Below are 14,305 nucleotides of genomic sequence, written 5' to 3' on the forward strand. Positions count from 1 at the left end.
CAAGCCCTCTAGCGTTGAATTAAGAATTGACTGATTTCGATCGCCGTGGCCAGGGCCTTGCGGCCGGCTTCGCCCGGTACCAACGGGTTGTCGCCGGATTGCACGCAGGCGACGAAATGTTTGATTTCCTCCAGCAAGGCATCGCCGCTTTCGAACACCGACTCTTCGGTGACGATTTCCGGAATGCCGGGAAACATTTCCTTGTCGCCGGTCTTATGCTTAATCAATACCCTATTTTGAAAATCCACCGAGATATAGGAACTGGGCCGGAACATCCGCATCTTGCGTTCCATTTTCATGCTGATCCGGCTGGCGGTCACGTTGGCGACGCAACCGTTCTTGAAGGTGATGCGGGCATTGGCGATGTCGGTACCCTGGGTCAATACCGAGGTACCGCTAGCATCGATTTTCTCGATTTCGGAATCGACCAGGGCCAGGATGATGTCGATATCGTGGATCATCAAGTCCAACACGACGCTGACGTCGTTGGCGCGCGGATTGAACGGCGACAAGCGGTGAGATTCGATGAACAGCGGCTTCTCTTCGAGTTTTTCCAGACCTCGCACCGCCGGATTGAAGCGCTCCAAATGTCCGACTTGCAAGATCACATGCTTGTCGCGGGCAATCGCGATCAGTTCGTCGGCTTCCTCGACCGTGACCGTAATCGGCTTCTCGACCAGGACATGCGTGCCGGCATTCAAAAAATCCTTGGAAACCTGATGGTGCAGACTGGTCGGAACGACTATGCTGACCGCATCGACTTTACCCAGCAACGCCCGATAATCGGTGATGGCCTCGACCCCATGTTTTTCCGCCACCAACTGTGCCGCTTCGGGATTGATGTCGACGACCGCCACTAACTCGCAGTCTTTCAACGACGCGTATTTTTCCGCATGAAATTTCCCTAAATATCCCGCACCGATCACGGCACACTTCAGTTTACTCATAGACAACCACACGTTAATTGCAACTTCCCGGCCACGATTCCGGCGGCAGGCATAAAGCCGTGTATTGTACCATTAGAATTAGGCTTGAATCAGCCAAGCTGTCGGCCGCGGGACCCGAGCGGAATCGCGGCGATACACGCCCAGCGATGCAAGGTGAAACCACTTGATCTAAGCCCGCGCCAGTCGTGCCGCAACCCGCCGCAAATCCTCCTCGGTATCGACACCGGCTTCCGGGATCCGGTCGACGATCTGGACCAAGACTTTCTCGCCGTGCCAGAGAATGCGCAACTGCTCCAGCGCCTCGACGCTTTCCAGCGGCGATGGGCTCCAACCGCAATAGCGCTTTAAAAATCCGACCGTGTAGGCGTAAAGGCCGATGTGACGCAAATAAGGCATGTTTAATCCGGCGGTGTCGCGGCAATCCGGGAAACTGGCGCGATGCCAGGGTATCGGCGCCCTGCTGAAATACAGCGCGTAACCGTGTTGATCGAGCACCACTTTGACTGCGTTCGGATTGAAGATCTCGTCCGCATCTTCGATTTTCGCGGCCAGCGTGGCGATACCGGCTTGTTTTTGTCTGGCCAAGGCTTCGGCCGCGTCGCGGATACAGGCCGGCGGTATCAAGGGCTCGTCGCCCTGCAGATTCACGACGATGTCGCCGTCCCGCCAGCCGAGCTTTTCCGCCACTTCGGCGATGCGTTCGGTGCCGGATTGATGATTAGGATCGGTCATCACGGTTTGTATTCCCAGCGCGGACACCGTATCGAATATTCGGCTATCGTCGGTGGCGACGACGACTTGCTCGGCATCGGCTTCCAGCGCCCGCTCACAAACATGGGCGATCATCGGTTTGCCGGCGATGTCCAGCAACGGTTTACCAGGCAAACGGGTGGACGCGTAACGCGCCGGAATCACCACTTTGAACGCGGTCATTTGCGCAAGGCTTCCGCTTCTTCGAAACTCAGTTCGCGAGCATCGTCTTCCAACATCACCGGAATACCGTCGCGGATCGGGAAGGCCAGTTTGTCGGCCTTGCAGATCAATTCCTGGTTGTCCTTGTCGTAGATCAGCGAACTTTTGCAGATCGGGCAGGCCAAGATCTCGAGCAATTTTTTATCCATGGGCTTTATCTTTCAGTAGTGTGAGCAATTGTTGAGAGAACGCCTCCGGCAATTCGGCGGCGATCGGCAGATACCAGAAATTCGGCCGAGCAAGGTAGCGGCATTTAACCGCATCTTTCTCGGTCATGATTAGCGGTGTGCCATCGTCGCCACCCAGATCGGCGGCGGTATAGATATGGTGATCGGGAAACGCCGTGCAGGAACACCGCAAACCGGCCTCCGCCAGCTGCCGGAAAAAACGCTGAGGGTTACCGATCCCAGCAATCGCCCGGCAATCCAGGCCAGCAAACTCAGCCAGCGGCCGGCGCTCGCCGGACTGCAAATTGATCAACGTATCGCCCCGGCATTGCATGGCAATTTCGCGTTCCAACGGCTCGTTACCGCCGTTGACGACGACCAAATCCACCTGCTTAACACGTTCCGGCGGCTCACGTAGCGGCCCGACCGGCAGGCAATAGCCGTTGCCGAAACGCCGCTGACCGTCGATCACGACGATTTCGATGTCGCGTGCCAACGCATAATGTTGCAAGCCATCGTCGGACACCAGCACGTCGCAGGCTTGTTTGGACAGCAACTCGCGGCCGGCGGCCGGCCGGTCGGCGCCAACCACCACCGGACAAGCGCAACGCGCCGCCAACAGCACGGCTTCGTCGCCGACTTGGGCCGGATCGCTGGCGGGGGTGACCCAGCGCGGCTTCTCGTCCTTCGCTCCGCCGTAGCCACGACTAATCACGCCGGGCCGATAGCCTTGGCTTTTCAGCCATTCGACAACGTACACCACCAATGGCGTTTTGCCGGTACCGCCGACGGTGATGTTGCCAACCACGATGACCGGCACCGGCAGCTTGACCGTCTTCCAAATGCCGACCCGGTAAAGCCAGCGCCGCAGCCGTATCGCATCGACATAAAACATCGACCAAGGCATCAGCCAGGCGGACAAATACATTTCCTTGTACCAGGCGTCCTCGAACCAACGGATCAGGCGGGCTTTCATCGCGGCTCCGGCTTATTCACGGCAAAGGTAATATGGTGAAAGCCCAATTGATTGGCGACATCCAGCGCGCCGACGACGGCCTGATGCGGCGCCTTGCCGTCGGCGCTGATGATGAACGGTAACAAACGGGTTTCGCCGGCCAGTTTCGCAAGTTCGGTCCGCAAACCTTCCGGAGTTTGGTTGACCAGTTCGTGAAACTGGTTATCGTCGCCGGCCAGCGCGTAAACGCCCTTGGCGTCCACGTACAGATTGATTTCCTTACCTCGCGGCTGAGTGTCGTTGCCCTGGGCTTCGGGCAGATTGATCTTCAGTTCGGAATGATGGCGAAACGTCGTCGCCACCATGAAGAAAAACAGCAACACCAACAACACGTCTATCATCGGAATCAAACCGATGTCGACCGGCGCCCGGCGCTTACGGCGAAAGTCCATCAGACTTCCTCCCGCGCACCCTGCATGATGTCGATCAAACGCAACGATTCCTCTTCCATCCGCACCACATGGTCGTCGACCAAACGCTCGAAATAGCGATGAAAGAACAGACTGGGAATCGCCACCGTCAAGCCGGAAGCGGTACAGATCAAGGCTTCGGAGATGCCGCCGCTCAGCACCGCCGGGTCGCCCATACCGCCGACCGCGATGTCGGAAAACACCCGAATGATGCCGTCCACGGTACCGAGCAGGCCCAACAGCGGCGTGATCGATGCGATACTACCCAGCGCGTTCAAATAGCGCTCCAGTTCGTGAGCGACCTGGCGGCCGACTTCCTCGATGCTGGACTTCATGATTTCCCGGCCATGCTTACGATTGACCAAGCCGGCCGCCAGTATCCGCCCAAGCGGCGAGCTGAGTTTGATCCGGCGGATCGCCGCCTCGTCCAACTTGTGCTCGCGGTGTAACTGCCAAATGTAAGGCACCAGATCGACCGGCAAAATCCGTTTGCGTCGTAGCGACCAAAACCGCTCGCCGATAATCGCCATCGCGACGATGGAACATAAAATGATGGGCGCCATCATCCAGCCGCCGTTTCTGATTACCTCGAACACTCTTTCGTTTCCTCGTAGTGACTTCGGACGAATTTTAACCGATTCGCGGCCGGCTTTCCCGAGCAACGCCCAGATAAGCCGCCAGCAAGGCCAGACAGCAGATCAGCGCGGCGATGATGTAAACCAGACGCCCGCCCAGCAACGCCCAGAAGTAACCGCTGTACAAACTACCCAACATGCCGCCGACTCCGAAACTGACACTGCTGTACAAGGCCTGGCCCTTGGCCTGATGGGTTTCGCCGAAATATTGAAATAGCAACTGCATCGCCACGACATGGGCCACGCCGAAGGTCGCGGCATGCAACAGTTGCGCGACAACGGTCAGCGCCAGCGAGTCGACCGCGTCGGCAATCAGCATCCAGCGCACCACGCTCAGTACGATGGACGCCAGCAACAGGCCGCGTGGTCCCATCCATTTCAGCAAGGGCCGCATCGCGACGAAGATTAACACTTCGGCGGCGACGCCGGACGCCCACAGCAGACCGGTCGCGCTGGCCGAATAACCGTGTTGCTGCAAATACACGGAATAGAATACGTAATACGGCCCGTGCGCGGCCTGCAGCAACAGATAGACCAGCAAAAATGCCAACACCTCCGGCCGGCGCAGCACCCGCCACAAACCGGCATCGCCGCTGCGACTCGCGTGACGCGGCGCCGCTTCCGGCGTGATCAGCGCGGTCAACCAATTCAGAATCATCAAGCCGGCAATGATGAGCGGCAAATAAGCGATACTGAAAGCGTCGACAAACCGGCCTATGCCCAACACTGCCGTGATGAACCCGATCGACCCCCACAGCCGAATCCGGCTGTAACGTTGCGGCTCGGCTTTCAAATGAAACAAGGTCGCGGCTTCGAACTGCGGCAGTGTCGCGTTCCAAAAAAAACTGAACAATATCGTGACCGCCGCATACCAACGAAAGTCGCTACGATAGGCAAACGCCGCGAAACTGACTACCGCCAGCAGCGAGGTCAGCCGAATCAGGCCCAGATTGCGGCCGGTTTTGTCGGCCAACCAGCCCCAGCAATTGGGCGCGACGATCTTAGTCGCGACCATCAGCGCGGTCAGCTCGCCGATCTGATCGGCGGCAAACCCGACCTGCCGCAAATACAGACTCCAGAACGGCAGGAACGAACCCAGCGTCGCGAAATAAAAGAAGTAAAAGCTCGATAAACGCCAGTAAGGAACGGGCATTTAACGTAGGATCGGCAATCCGCAATCGACGTGCAGGTTTTGAGCGCGGTGGCGCAACAGATGATCCATCAGCACCAGCGCCACCATCGCCTCGGCGATCGGCGTGGCTCGAATACCGACGCAAGGGTCGTGACGGCCTTCGGTAACCACCTCTATCGGCTCGCCCTTGCTATTGATGCTACGGCCGGGCAAGCGCAGACTGGACGTCGGTTTCAACGCAATCCGCGCGACGATGTCCTGCCCGGTGGAAATGCCGCCCAAGATGCCGCCGGCGTGGTTGCTCAAGAAACCGTCCGGGGTGATTTCGTCGCGAAATTGCGTGCCCTTGGTAGCGATGCACGCGAAGCCGTCGCCGATTTCCACGCCTTTCACGGCATTGATACTCATCAGAGCATAAGCCAGTTCGGCATCCAGGCGGTCGAAAATCGGCTCGCCCAAGCCCGGCGGCACGTTGCTGGCGACGACCTCGATCTTGGCGCCGATAGATTCGCCTTCCTTGCGCAAGGCATCCATGTAACGCTCCATCTCGGCAACCTTGCCGGCGTCGGGACAGAAAAACGGATTGTTGGGGATTTCCTGCCAATCGAAGGCTTCGATCTTGATCGGCCCCAATTGCGACAAATAACCGCGCACCTGCACGCCGTGCTGCTGCAGCAAATATTTCTTAGCGATCGCCCCGGCCGCGACCCGCATCGCGGTTTCCCGCGCCGACGAACGGCCGCCGCCGCGATAATCGCGAAAACCGTATTTATGGTGGTAGGTGTAATCGGCGTGGCCGGGTCGGAAACTGTCGGCGATTTTGCCGTAGTCCTTGGAACGCTGGTCGGTGTTCTCGATCAACAAGCCGATCGGACAGCCGGTGGTTTTGCCTTCGAACACGCCGGACAGAATCCTGACCTCGTCGGCTTCGCGGCGCTGGGTGGTGTGGCGCGACGTGCCGGGCTTGCGGCGATCCAGATCGAATTGCAAATCGGCTTCGCAAAGTTCCAATCCCGGCGGGCAGCCGTCGACGATCGCGCCGAGCGCCGGGCCATGGCTTTCGCCGAAGGTGGTGACGGTAAACAGTTTACCTATGGTATTTCCGGACATGATCTACAAAGCGCTAGCAAAAAGAGTGTGGTGGGCCGCGACCTGTTGGGCGGTCAACAGAAATACGCCGTCGCCACCGCGTTCGAATTCCAGCCAATGGAAGGCCACGTTGGGAAACATCGCCTGCAAGGTCTCGGCGCTGCTGCCGACCTCGACCACCAAGATGCCCTGCTCCGCCAAATACTGGTTGGCGTCGGCCAGAATGCGAATCACCAGATCCAACCCGGTCTCGCCGCCCTTGAAGCCCATGGCCGGCTCGGCGTGAAACTCGGCCGGCAGGCTTTGCCACTCGGCCAACGCCACGTAAGGCGGATTGCTGACAATGATGTCGTAGGGTTTGACCGGCAGTTGTTCGAACAGATCGGATTGGAAAAGCTCGACTTGTTCGGTTAACTCGTGTTTCTCGACGTTGATTTGAGCGACCGCCAACGCATCTTCCGACAAATCCAGCGCATCGATACGCGCTTCCGGAAAGGCGTAGCCGCATGCGATCGCGATGCAGCCGCTACCGGTGCACAGGTCCAGCACATTGAACACCTCGGATTCGTCGACCCAGGGTTCGAAGCGCTCGGCGATCAATTCGGCGATCGGCGAGCGCGGCACCAACACCCGCTCATCGACGTAAAACGACAAGCCGGCGAAAATCGCTTCATGGGTCAGGTAGGCCGAAGGCTTGCGCTCGACGATGCGGCGCTCGATCAGATTCAAGACTTCCTGGCGCTCGGACATCGTCAACACGCTGTTCAGATAGGCCTCGGCCAAATCGTAGGGCTGATGCAAGGTATGCAATACGATGGCCGCCGCTTCGTCCAGCGGGGCCGCGGTACCGTGCCCCAGAAAGATTCCGTGCTCGGCGAAACGGCTGGCACCCCAGCGAATATAGTCTCTGATGGTGGTCAGGCTTGTGATAACATCCGGCGATGTTGGATTCATAGACGATTGGTGATTAAACATAAGCGGCGGATTTTAAACCAATCCCCCGTGCTTGTCCGAATTAAGCGACACAATGACCGAGGCCATATCTCCCCCGCTAAACAGCAAACTGGCGAAAAACCGCTTGTACCAGGATTGCTTCAAATACATGCAATCCGACTCCCTGGCTTTACCGACCATTCCCGACGTCTCGGTGAAAATCCGTCGGGCGATCAACGAACCCAGTGCCAATAGCAATAAAATCGCTCGCGTCGTACAGATCGATCCAAGCATCACCGCGCGCTTGATCAAGATCTCCAACAGTCCGCTATACAGGGGACGCCGCCGAATCGAAAGCTGCCCGGAAGCCTTGACCCGGCTCGGCCTGAAAGCCGCCCAGGACATCATCACCGCGTTCGCGCTGAAGGCGGTGTTCAATGCCAAATCGCCGGTGATACGCCGCAAGATGCAGGAACTCTGGTCGCATAGCAGCTATGTCGCGGCGATCAGTGCGGTACTGGCGCACAAGACGCCGGGCTTCGACCCGGACCGCGCCATGTTGGCGGGCCTGATTCACGACATCGGCGTCGTACCGATATTGGCTTACGCCGACCGCCAACCCGACATTCTGACCAACCCCGACGACTTGGCCGAAGCGGTGCGGGAACTGCGCGCGCCGATCGGCGTGCAGATCGTTCGCAAATGGGACTTTCCCAGCGATTTCGAGGATGTCATCATTCAGGCCGAAAACTGGTACCGCGACGGCGGCGCCCAGGCCAGCTATTGCGATATCGTGATGATCTCGCAATTGCATAGCTTCATCGGCAAGGTCGACATCAAGAAAATGCCCAAAATGGACGACTTGCCGGCCTATAAAAAAATCGCCGCCGGCAATCTGGACGCCGATCTGAGCATCAACGTGCTGGATCAGGCCAAGGATGAAATCGAACACATACGCCAGATGCTCAGTTAATCCACCCTACCGACACCCAAGGAGTCCGCCGATGAAAACCCCGATTCTGTCTTTCAGCTTTTGCGCCCTGCTGTTCGCGGGCCCCGCCACGGCCGGCACCTTGTCCGGCGGCGCTTGGCAACCCGCCGGCTGCGGCGTCAAACCCGACGCGCCGGTCATCGACGACAGCGACGTGGATACTTTCAATAAAAGTATCGCCGCAATCAACGCTTGGCAGCAAAAATCCCGCGATTATTTCGAATGCCTGATCAAGGAAGCCAATACCGACAATGCCATCATCGCCGAATCGGCCAACCAGGCTCAGGCCAAGTATCGGGAAGCCGTCGAAAAAATCGGCGCGGAAGCCGACGCCGCCAAAAAGAAACTGGATAAATAATTTTCGAAGCGCCGATCGGCAAAACACCACTTATAAACTCGCCCCATGAACCGACTCGATTGCATCCCCCTACTACTAACGATGGCGCTGGTAACGACCGGCTGCTCCAGCATCGGCAAAGGCATCACCGAAGCGATATTGGAAAAGCAGGATCAGGAAGATACCCGGGTCTGCGAAATCAAGGGCGACAAATTCAACGGCATTAAACCGCAACTCGAAGTCCCCAAGCGGACGATGAAGGTTTTGATGGTGCATGGCGTCGGCAATCATTTGCCCGGTTATTCGACGCAGTTCATGGAAAAGCTGACCAAGGAATTGGACCTGACCGTCACCAGTAAAAACGTCAAAAATATCCAATTGGCGGATACGGCGGTACCGGAAAAGCCGTTGGGCAATTTGCGTATCAACCGCTATCTGGACGCCAGCCAAACTCAAGAATTACTATTTTACGAGCTGACCTGGTCGGAAATCACCGCCAAGGAAAAAGAAGTGTTGTCCTACGACAACTCCGGCGAACAGTCGTTTCGGCGCGCGGAAGTCAACGATCTGCTGAAAAAATTCTCCAACGACACCGGCCCGGACCCGATCATTTATCTGGGCGAGAAACGCGAAGACATCCTGTCGGCCTTCGCTCAGTCGTTTTGCTGGATGATACAGGGCGACTGGAACAGTTTGCCGGATGAAGTGCGCCAAGTTTGCACCACCAAGAACGTCACGCCGTTTTACAACGATAGCTATGCCTTCGTCTCGCACAGCCTGGGCAGCCGAATTACGATAGACGGCCTGCAGAAAATCGCCGCCAAGCTGGGCAACGGCGAAACCGCCAGCTATTACACGGCACTAACCAATATTCTTAAAAATAAGGAAATTCCGATCTACATGATGTCCAACCAATTGCCGATGCTGCAATTGGGACGCTCGTTGCCCGAAGTCGCCAATCAATCGGCCGCTTATTGTCGAGCCGACGGCGCCAAATACGCCGAGCGCATCATGGCCAAAACCTCGATCATTGCCTTCAGCGACCCCAACGACCTACTCAGCTACGCGATCCCGCACGACTTCGCCAACAAATATTTGGATTCGCGTCTGTGCGTCAACGTCACCAACATCAATATCAACGTGGCCCGGGTCTACGACGCCTTCGGGCTCGGCAAACTGGCCAACCCGATGGATGCGCACGTCGGCTACGATACCGATGACCGAGTCATCGCACTGATCGCCAAGGGCATCGACAATCCCCATACCGCCGAAACCGTCAAGCAACGCTGCCGCTGGACTCAGACTATCGACTAACATCCGGCGGTTTTTCAGAAGTCCTAGAACTTGCGACGTTACGGCGAGAAAACGGCTCCACAGCCACTGTAGTGGCTTTCAATCCAGGCCGCGCCACGTTAATCGGCCATATTCGCGCGCATGTTTCGGAGACCTGTTGACGGACTTCCGAGATTTTTCGGCTACAGTTAGATGCCGGTTATCGTTGTTGCGGGAACGCCGCGTGCTTTCTCGAAGACAACGATAGGTTTTCACCTCAACTTGTTAAATCCGATGACACTGCGGGCAAAACCCTATTCGGCGGCAATGTTTGCCGCTTTCGTTTTCGTCTGCGGACTACTGCCGCGTTTGAGCTACGTATACTCGATGGAAATCGACTACCCGTTTCGAGCCGACGCCGGCAAATAATCGCGGGTAAACAGCAAGTATTCCGCCCAGTTTGACTCAATAAAACCATAAGGCTGCAGAGCTCGCCGAATCGCCTCCGTACAACCGGGACGGAATCTATCGTGTACTTCTATGGCGAGCATTCCAACCCGGTCTATCCAATCGTCAACACCATCCTTGAAAACTTCATACTCACTCCCCTCAATGTCTATCTTCAGTAAATCGATTCTAGCGTATGAATATTCTTCCAATATATCTTTCACACCCAACGCGCTTATCGACCGACCATCCGACACAGATTGCTCAGATACCTGAAAAGCCCAGGATTCGGCCCCAGGATTTGTGACGAAAATATCGGTTTTTTTAGACCAAAGCCCCTTCAAAACTGCCTTGACATTAGGATAGTCCGCAGTATTTCTCCGTAATAGTTCGAAATTTTGCCGGTCAATCTCCAACGCCAATATTTCCGCCCGAGGAAACCGATGTGCAAACACGACGCTAGCCAATCCAATGTTGGCACCAGCATCGACGATCACTCGAGGTTCACCAAAAATGGGGAAATCAGCTTGAAGTTCCTTAAAAATCTGCATAAACACTTCCGGATCGGAAGTACCGGCCCGAAGAGTTATCGGTTTAGAAATACCTGGCACTTTAACAACAACTTCACTGTTCGCAGGTAAAGACCAAAGTGCTTTACGCATGACCATCGCAATTTTCAGGCCGTGCCATATACCGAACCGCTCTCGCCAAGGCCGAGCCCAGTTGTAAAAATCCATGATCTTGCCGGACATTAATCCCCCAAAGGTCGGATTTAAGCTTTGAAATACATCGTCAACGACCGAATCATAGCACTGCTATTCCATTGATAACCAATGTAGGTTTCGGAGTTCAACAAACAGTCTATTCTGAGTCCGCTAATAAGCCACCCCGAAATCCGGATGACCAAACAAAAGACGTTCAAATGCGGGAAAACTTAGAATTTGCCATTATCCGGATCAAGGATAAATTACGCAGCCTTCTTTACCCAGACTCAGGCCACCCTTTATAGTATCGAGCTGTGTAAATTTTCACAATGCTCAGCAATGGACACCATAAGCATACGCGGCGCCCGCACCCACAATCTAAAGAACATCGACATCGACCTACCGCGCGACAAGTTGATCGTCATTACCGGCCTGTCCGGTTCCGGCAAGTCGTCGCTGGCTTTCGATACCATTTACGCCGAGGGCCAACGCCGTTACGTCGAGTCGCTGTCGGCCTACGCCCGCCAGTTCTTGTCGATGATGGAGAAGCCGGACGTCGACCATATCGAAGGCTTGTCGCCGGCGATTTCCATCGAGCAAAAATCCACCTCGCACAACCCGCGCTCGACCGTCGGAACGATCACCGAGATTTACGATTATCTGCGTCTGCTATACGCCAGGGTCGGCATTCCGCGCTGCCCGGAGCACGGCGTATCGCTGGAAGCGCAGACTGTCAGCCAAATGGTCGATCAAGTATTGGCGCAGCCCGAAGGCGAGCGCTGGATGCTGCTGGCGCCGGTGGTCAACGCGCGTAAGGGCGAGCATGTGCTGTTGCTGGAAGACTTGAAGGCCCAGGGCTTTTTACGCGCCCGCATCGACGGCGAAGTCTACGAGTTGGACGAGCCCCCTGCCCTGGATTTAAAGAAAAAACACACCATCGAAGTCATCGTCGATCGCTTTAAAATCCGCGACGACATCCAACTGCGGCTGGCCGAATCCTTCGAAACCGCATTGCGGCTGTCGGAAGGCCTGGCGATCGCCGCGTCGATGGAAACCGACCAGCAACTGCTGTTTTCGGAACGTTACGCCTGCCCCCACTGCGGCTATAGTCTCAGCGAACTCGAACCGCGCATCTTTTCGTTCAACAACCCGAAAGGCGCCTGCCCCAGTTGCGACGGCCTGGGCGTGCGCCAGCATTTCGATCCGCAACTGGTGGTACACAATCCGGAGATCAGCCTGGCCGGCGGCGCGGTGCGCGGCTGGGATCGGCGCAACGCCTATTACTACCAAATCGTCTGCGCGCTGGCCGCGCATTACGGTTTCGATCCGGAAGCGCCGTTCTCGCATATCCCCAAAACCGTCCAAGCCGCGATTCTGTATGGTAGCGGCGACGAGGCCATCGCCTTTCAATTCCAAATGGGCAACGGCAAGGCCAAAACCAGCCGGCACAGCTTCGAAGGCATCATTCCCAACATGGAGCGCCGCTACCGCGAGAGCGATTCGCAGATGGTACGCGATGAACTGGCCAAGTATCTGGCGCAGCAGACCTGCACGGTCTGCGACGGCGCGCGCCTGAATTTAGCGGCGCGCAACGTGTTCGTCGAAGGCCGTCCCCTACATCACATCACTCGCTTGCCGATTCGGGAGACATCGGCTTTCTTCCAGACGCTGACGATTCCCGGCCATCGCGGCGAAATCGCCGCCAAAATCAACAAGGAAATCCAGGAACGGCTGGAGTTTTTAGTCAACGTCGGTCTGGATTACCTGACCCTGGACCGCAGCGCAGACACGCTGTCCGGCGGCGAAGCGCAACGCATCCGACTCGCCAGCCAGATCGGCGCCGGCCTGGTCGGCGTGATGTACGTGCTGGACGAACCGTCAATCGGTTTGCACCAGCGCGACAACGAACGCTTGCTGAATACGCTATTCAGATTGCGCGACTTGGGCAACACCGTGATCGTCGTCGAACACGACGAAGACGCCATTCGCGCCGCCGACCACGTGGTCGATATCGGCCCCGGCGCCGGCGTGCACGGCGGTCAAATCGTCGCGCAAGGCACGCCCGCGCAAATTCTGGCCGATGCCAATTCGCTGACCGGCCAGTATCTGTCCGGCAGCCTCGGTATCGATATTCCGAAAAAAACCGCGCCCAACGATCCAGCCCGGCAATTGACCATCAAGGGTGCGACCGGCAACAATCTTAAAAATGTCACAGTCGGTTTCCCGATCGGCCTGTTGACCTGCGTGACCGGCGTGTCCGGCTCCGGTAAATCGACCTTGATCAACGACACCCTATATAGCCACGCCGCGCGTCTGATCAACGGCGCCAGTTGTATTCCGGCGCCGTGCGCGGCCATCGAAGGCTTGGAGCAATTCGACAAGGTGGTGGACATCGATCAAAGCCCGATCGGCCGTACCCCCCGCTCGAATCCGGCCACCTACACCGGCATCTTCACGCCGATCCGCGAGCTGTTCTCGGCGGTGCCGGAGGCTCGTTCGCGTGGTTACAATCCAGGCCGTTTCAGTTTCAACGTCAAGGGCGGCCGCTGCGAGGCCTGCGCCGGCGACGGCGTAATCAAGGTGGAAATGCACTTTCTGCCAGACATCTTCGTACCCTGCGACATCTGCCACGGCAAACGCTACAACCGCGAAACCCTGGAAATCCGCTACAAGGGCAAGACGATACACGAAGTCTTGGAAATGACCGTCGAAGACGCGGCGGCGTTTTTCTCGGCAATTCCCGGCCTGGCCCGCAAGCTGCACACCCTGATCGATGTCGGCTTGAGCTACATCACCCTTGGCCAGAACGCCGTGACCCTGTCCGGTGGCGAAGCGCAACGGGTCAAGCTGGCGAAAGAACTATCCAAACGCGACACCGGCACCACGCTATATATTCTCGACGAACCCACCACCGGCCTGCACTTCCACGACATCAAGCAGTTGCTCAGCGTGCTGCATACCCTACGCGACCACGGCAACACCTTGATCGTCATCGAACACAACCTGGATGTGATCAAAACCGCCGACTGGATCGTCGACATGGGGCCGGAAGGCGGTAGCGGCGGCGGCACGCTGATGGCGGAAGGCACGCCCAAGCAAATTGCCAAACATAAGACTTCGCATACCGGAAAGTATTTGCGACGGTTTTTTGCTTAGACACGCCGTTCTCCCCTGATTCCCCGCGCCGGGCGGGAATCGGCAAACACCGCTCCGCGCGGTGCCAGAAGAAGCGCAACGCGGCCGCGGCCTTTATC

Annotated in this window: 14 protein-coding genes; 4 read left to right on the forward strand and 10 right to left on the reverse strand. The window is 57.1% G+C overall.

Going from position 1 to position 14,305, the window contains the following annotated elements:
• Nucleotides 1–8: 8 nt before the first annotated feature.
• The 9 genes from A1355_RS12540 to prmB form a co-directional block, all read right to left on the reverse strand.
• Complete coding sequence (locus A1355_RS12540; protein WP_064028583.1) at nucleotides 9–947, reverse strand: Gfo/Idh/MocA family protein; 939 nt, start codon at nucleotides 945–947, stop codon at nucleotides 9–11.
• Nucleotides 948–1,115: 168 nt separating this feature from the next.
• The gene (gene kdsB / locus A1355_RS12545; RefSeq protein ID WP_064028585.1) at nucleotides 1,116–1,880 is read right to left on the reverse strand and encodes a 3-deoxy-manno-octulosonate cytidylyltransferase; all 765 of its coding nucleotides are present in this window, start codon (nucleotides 1,878–1,880) and stop codon (nucleotides 1,116–1,118) included.
• A complete protein-coding gene (locus A1355_RS12550; RefSeq protein ID WP_064028587.1) occupies nucleotides 1,877–2,068 on the reverse strand; it encodes a Trm112 family protein in 192 nt (63 codons plus the stop codon). Before A1355_RS12550 ends, kdsB begins: the two co-directional genes overlap by 4 nt.
• A complete protein-coding gene (gene lpxK / locus A1355_RS12555) occupies nucleotides 2,061–3,062 on the reverse strand; it encodes a tetraacyldisaccharide 4'-kinase (RefSeq protein WP_064028590.1) in 1,002 nt (333 codons plus the stop codon). Before lpxK ends, A1355_RS12550 begins: the two co-directional genes overlap by 8 nt.
• Nucleotides 3,059–3,493 (reverse strand): ExbD/TolR family protein, encoded by a 435-nt coding sequence (locus A1355_RS12560; RefSeq protein ID WP_064028592.1) that lies wholly within the window; start codon nucleotides 3,491–3,493, stop codon nucleotides 3,059–3,061. Before A1355_RS12560 ends, lpxK begins: the two co-directional genes overlap by 4 nt.
• Nucleotides 3,493–4,107 carry a MotA/TolQ/ExbB proton channel family protein gene (locus tag A1355_RS12565; RefSeq protein ID WP_064028594.1) on the reverse strand — a complete coding sequence of 205 codons (615 nt, stop codon included), beginning with the start codon at nucleotides 4,105–4,107 and terminating at the stop codon, nucleotides 3,493–3,495. Before A1355_RS12565 ends, A1355_RS12560 begins: the two co-directional genes overlap by 1 nt.
• Before the next feature lie 34 nt (nucleotides 4,108–4,141).
• Entirely contained in the window at nucleotides 4,142–5,299 is a 1,158-nt protein-coding gene (locus tag A1355_RS12570; RefSeq protein WP_064028596.1) for an MFS transporter, read from the reverse strand.
• Nucleotides 5,300–6,388 (reverse strand): chorismate synthase, encoded by a 1,089-nt coding sequence (gene aroC / locus A1355_RS12575; RefSeq protein ID WP_064028598.1) that lies wholly within the window; start codon nucleotides 6,386–6,388, stop codon nucleotides 5,300–5,302.
• A 3-nt stretch (nucleotides 6,389–6,391) separates the two neighbouring features.
• Nucleotides 6,392–7,321: a 50S ribosomal protein L3 N(5)-glutamine methyltransferase gene (prmB, locus tag A1355_RS12580; protein ID WP_064028600.1), complete on the reverse strand. Its 930-nt coding sequence runs from the start codon at nucleotides 7,319–7,321 to the stop codon at nucleotides 6,392–6,394.
• 73 nt (nucleotides 7,322–7,394) lie between these two features.
• Here prmB and A1355_RS12585 point away from each other — a divergent pair, with 73 nt between their 5' ends.
• The 3 genes from A1355_RS12585 to A1355_RS12595 are packed head-to-tail and all read left to right on the forward strand — an operon-like array spanning nucleotide 7,395 to nucleotide 9,942.
• Nucleotides 7,395–8,273 carry an HDOD domain-containing protein gene (locus A1355_RS12585; RefSeq protein WP_064028602.1) on the forward strand — a complete coding sequence of 293 codons (879 nt, stop codon included), beginning with the start codon at nucleotides 7,395–7,397 and terminating at the stop codon, nucleotides 8,271–8,273.
• Nucleotides 8,274–8,304: 31 nt separating this feature from the next.
• Complete coding sequence (locus tag A1355_RS12590) at nucleotides 8,305–8,649, forward strand: hypothetical protein (RefSeq protein ID WP_064028603.1); 345 nt, start codon at nucleotides 8,305–8,307, stop codon at nucleotides 8,647–8,649.
• A 45-nt stretch (nucleotides 8,650–8,694) separates the two neighbouring features.
• Nucleotides 8,695–9,942 carry a hypothetical protein gene (locus tag A1355_RS12595; RefSeq protein WP_064028605.1) on the forward strand — a complete coding sequence of 416 codons (1,248 nt, stop codon included), beginning with the start codon at nucleotides 8,695–8,697 and terminating at the stop codon, nucleotides 9,940–9,942.
• Between the two features lie 356 nt (nucleotides 9,943–10,298).
• Here the strand turns inward: A1355_RS12595 and A1355_RS12600 are convergent, their stop codons facing one another.
• Complete coding sequence (locus A1355_RS12600) at nucleotides 10,299–11,099, reverse strand: FkbM family methyltransferase (protein WP_064028607.1); 801 nt, start codon at nucleotides 11,097–11,099, stop codon at nucleotides 10,299–10,301.
• A gap of 291 nt (nucleotides 11,100–11,390) precedes the next feature.
• Here A1355_RS12600 and uvrA point away from each other — a divergent pair, with 291 nt between their 5' ends.
• Entirely contained in the window at nucleotides 11,391–14,207 is a 2,817-nt protein-coding gene (gene uvrA, locus A1355_RS12605) for an excinuclease ABC subunit UvrA (RefSeq protein WP_064028609.1), read from the forward strand.
• Nucleotides 14,208–14,305 lie beyond the last annotated feature (98 nt).

Source organism: Methylomonas koyamae (genome assembly GCF_001644025.1).
Taxonomy (GTDB): domain Bacteria; phylum Pseudomonadota; class Gammaproteobacteria; order Methylococcales; family Methylomonadaceae; genus Methylomonas; species Methylomonas koyamae_A.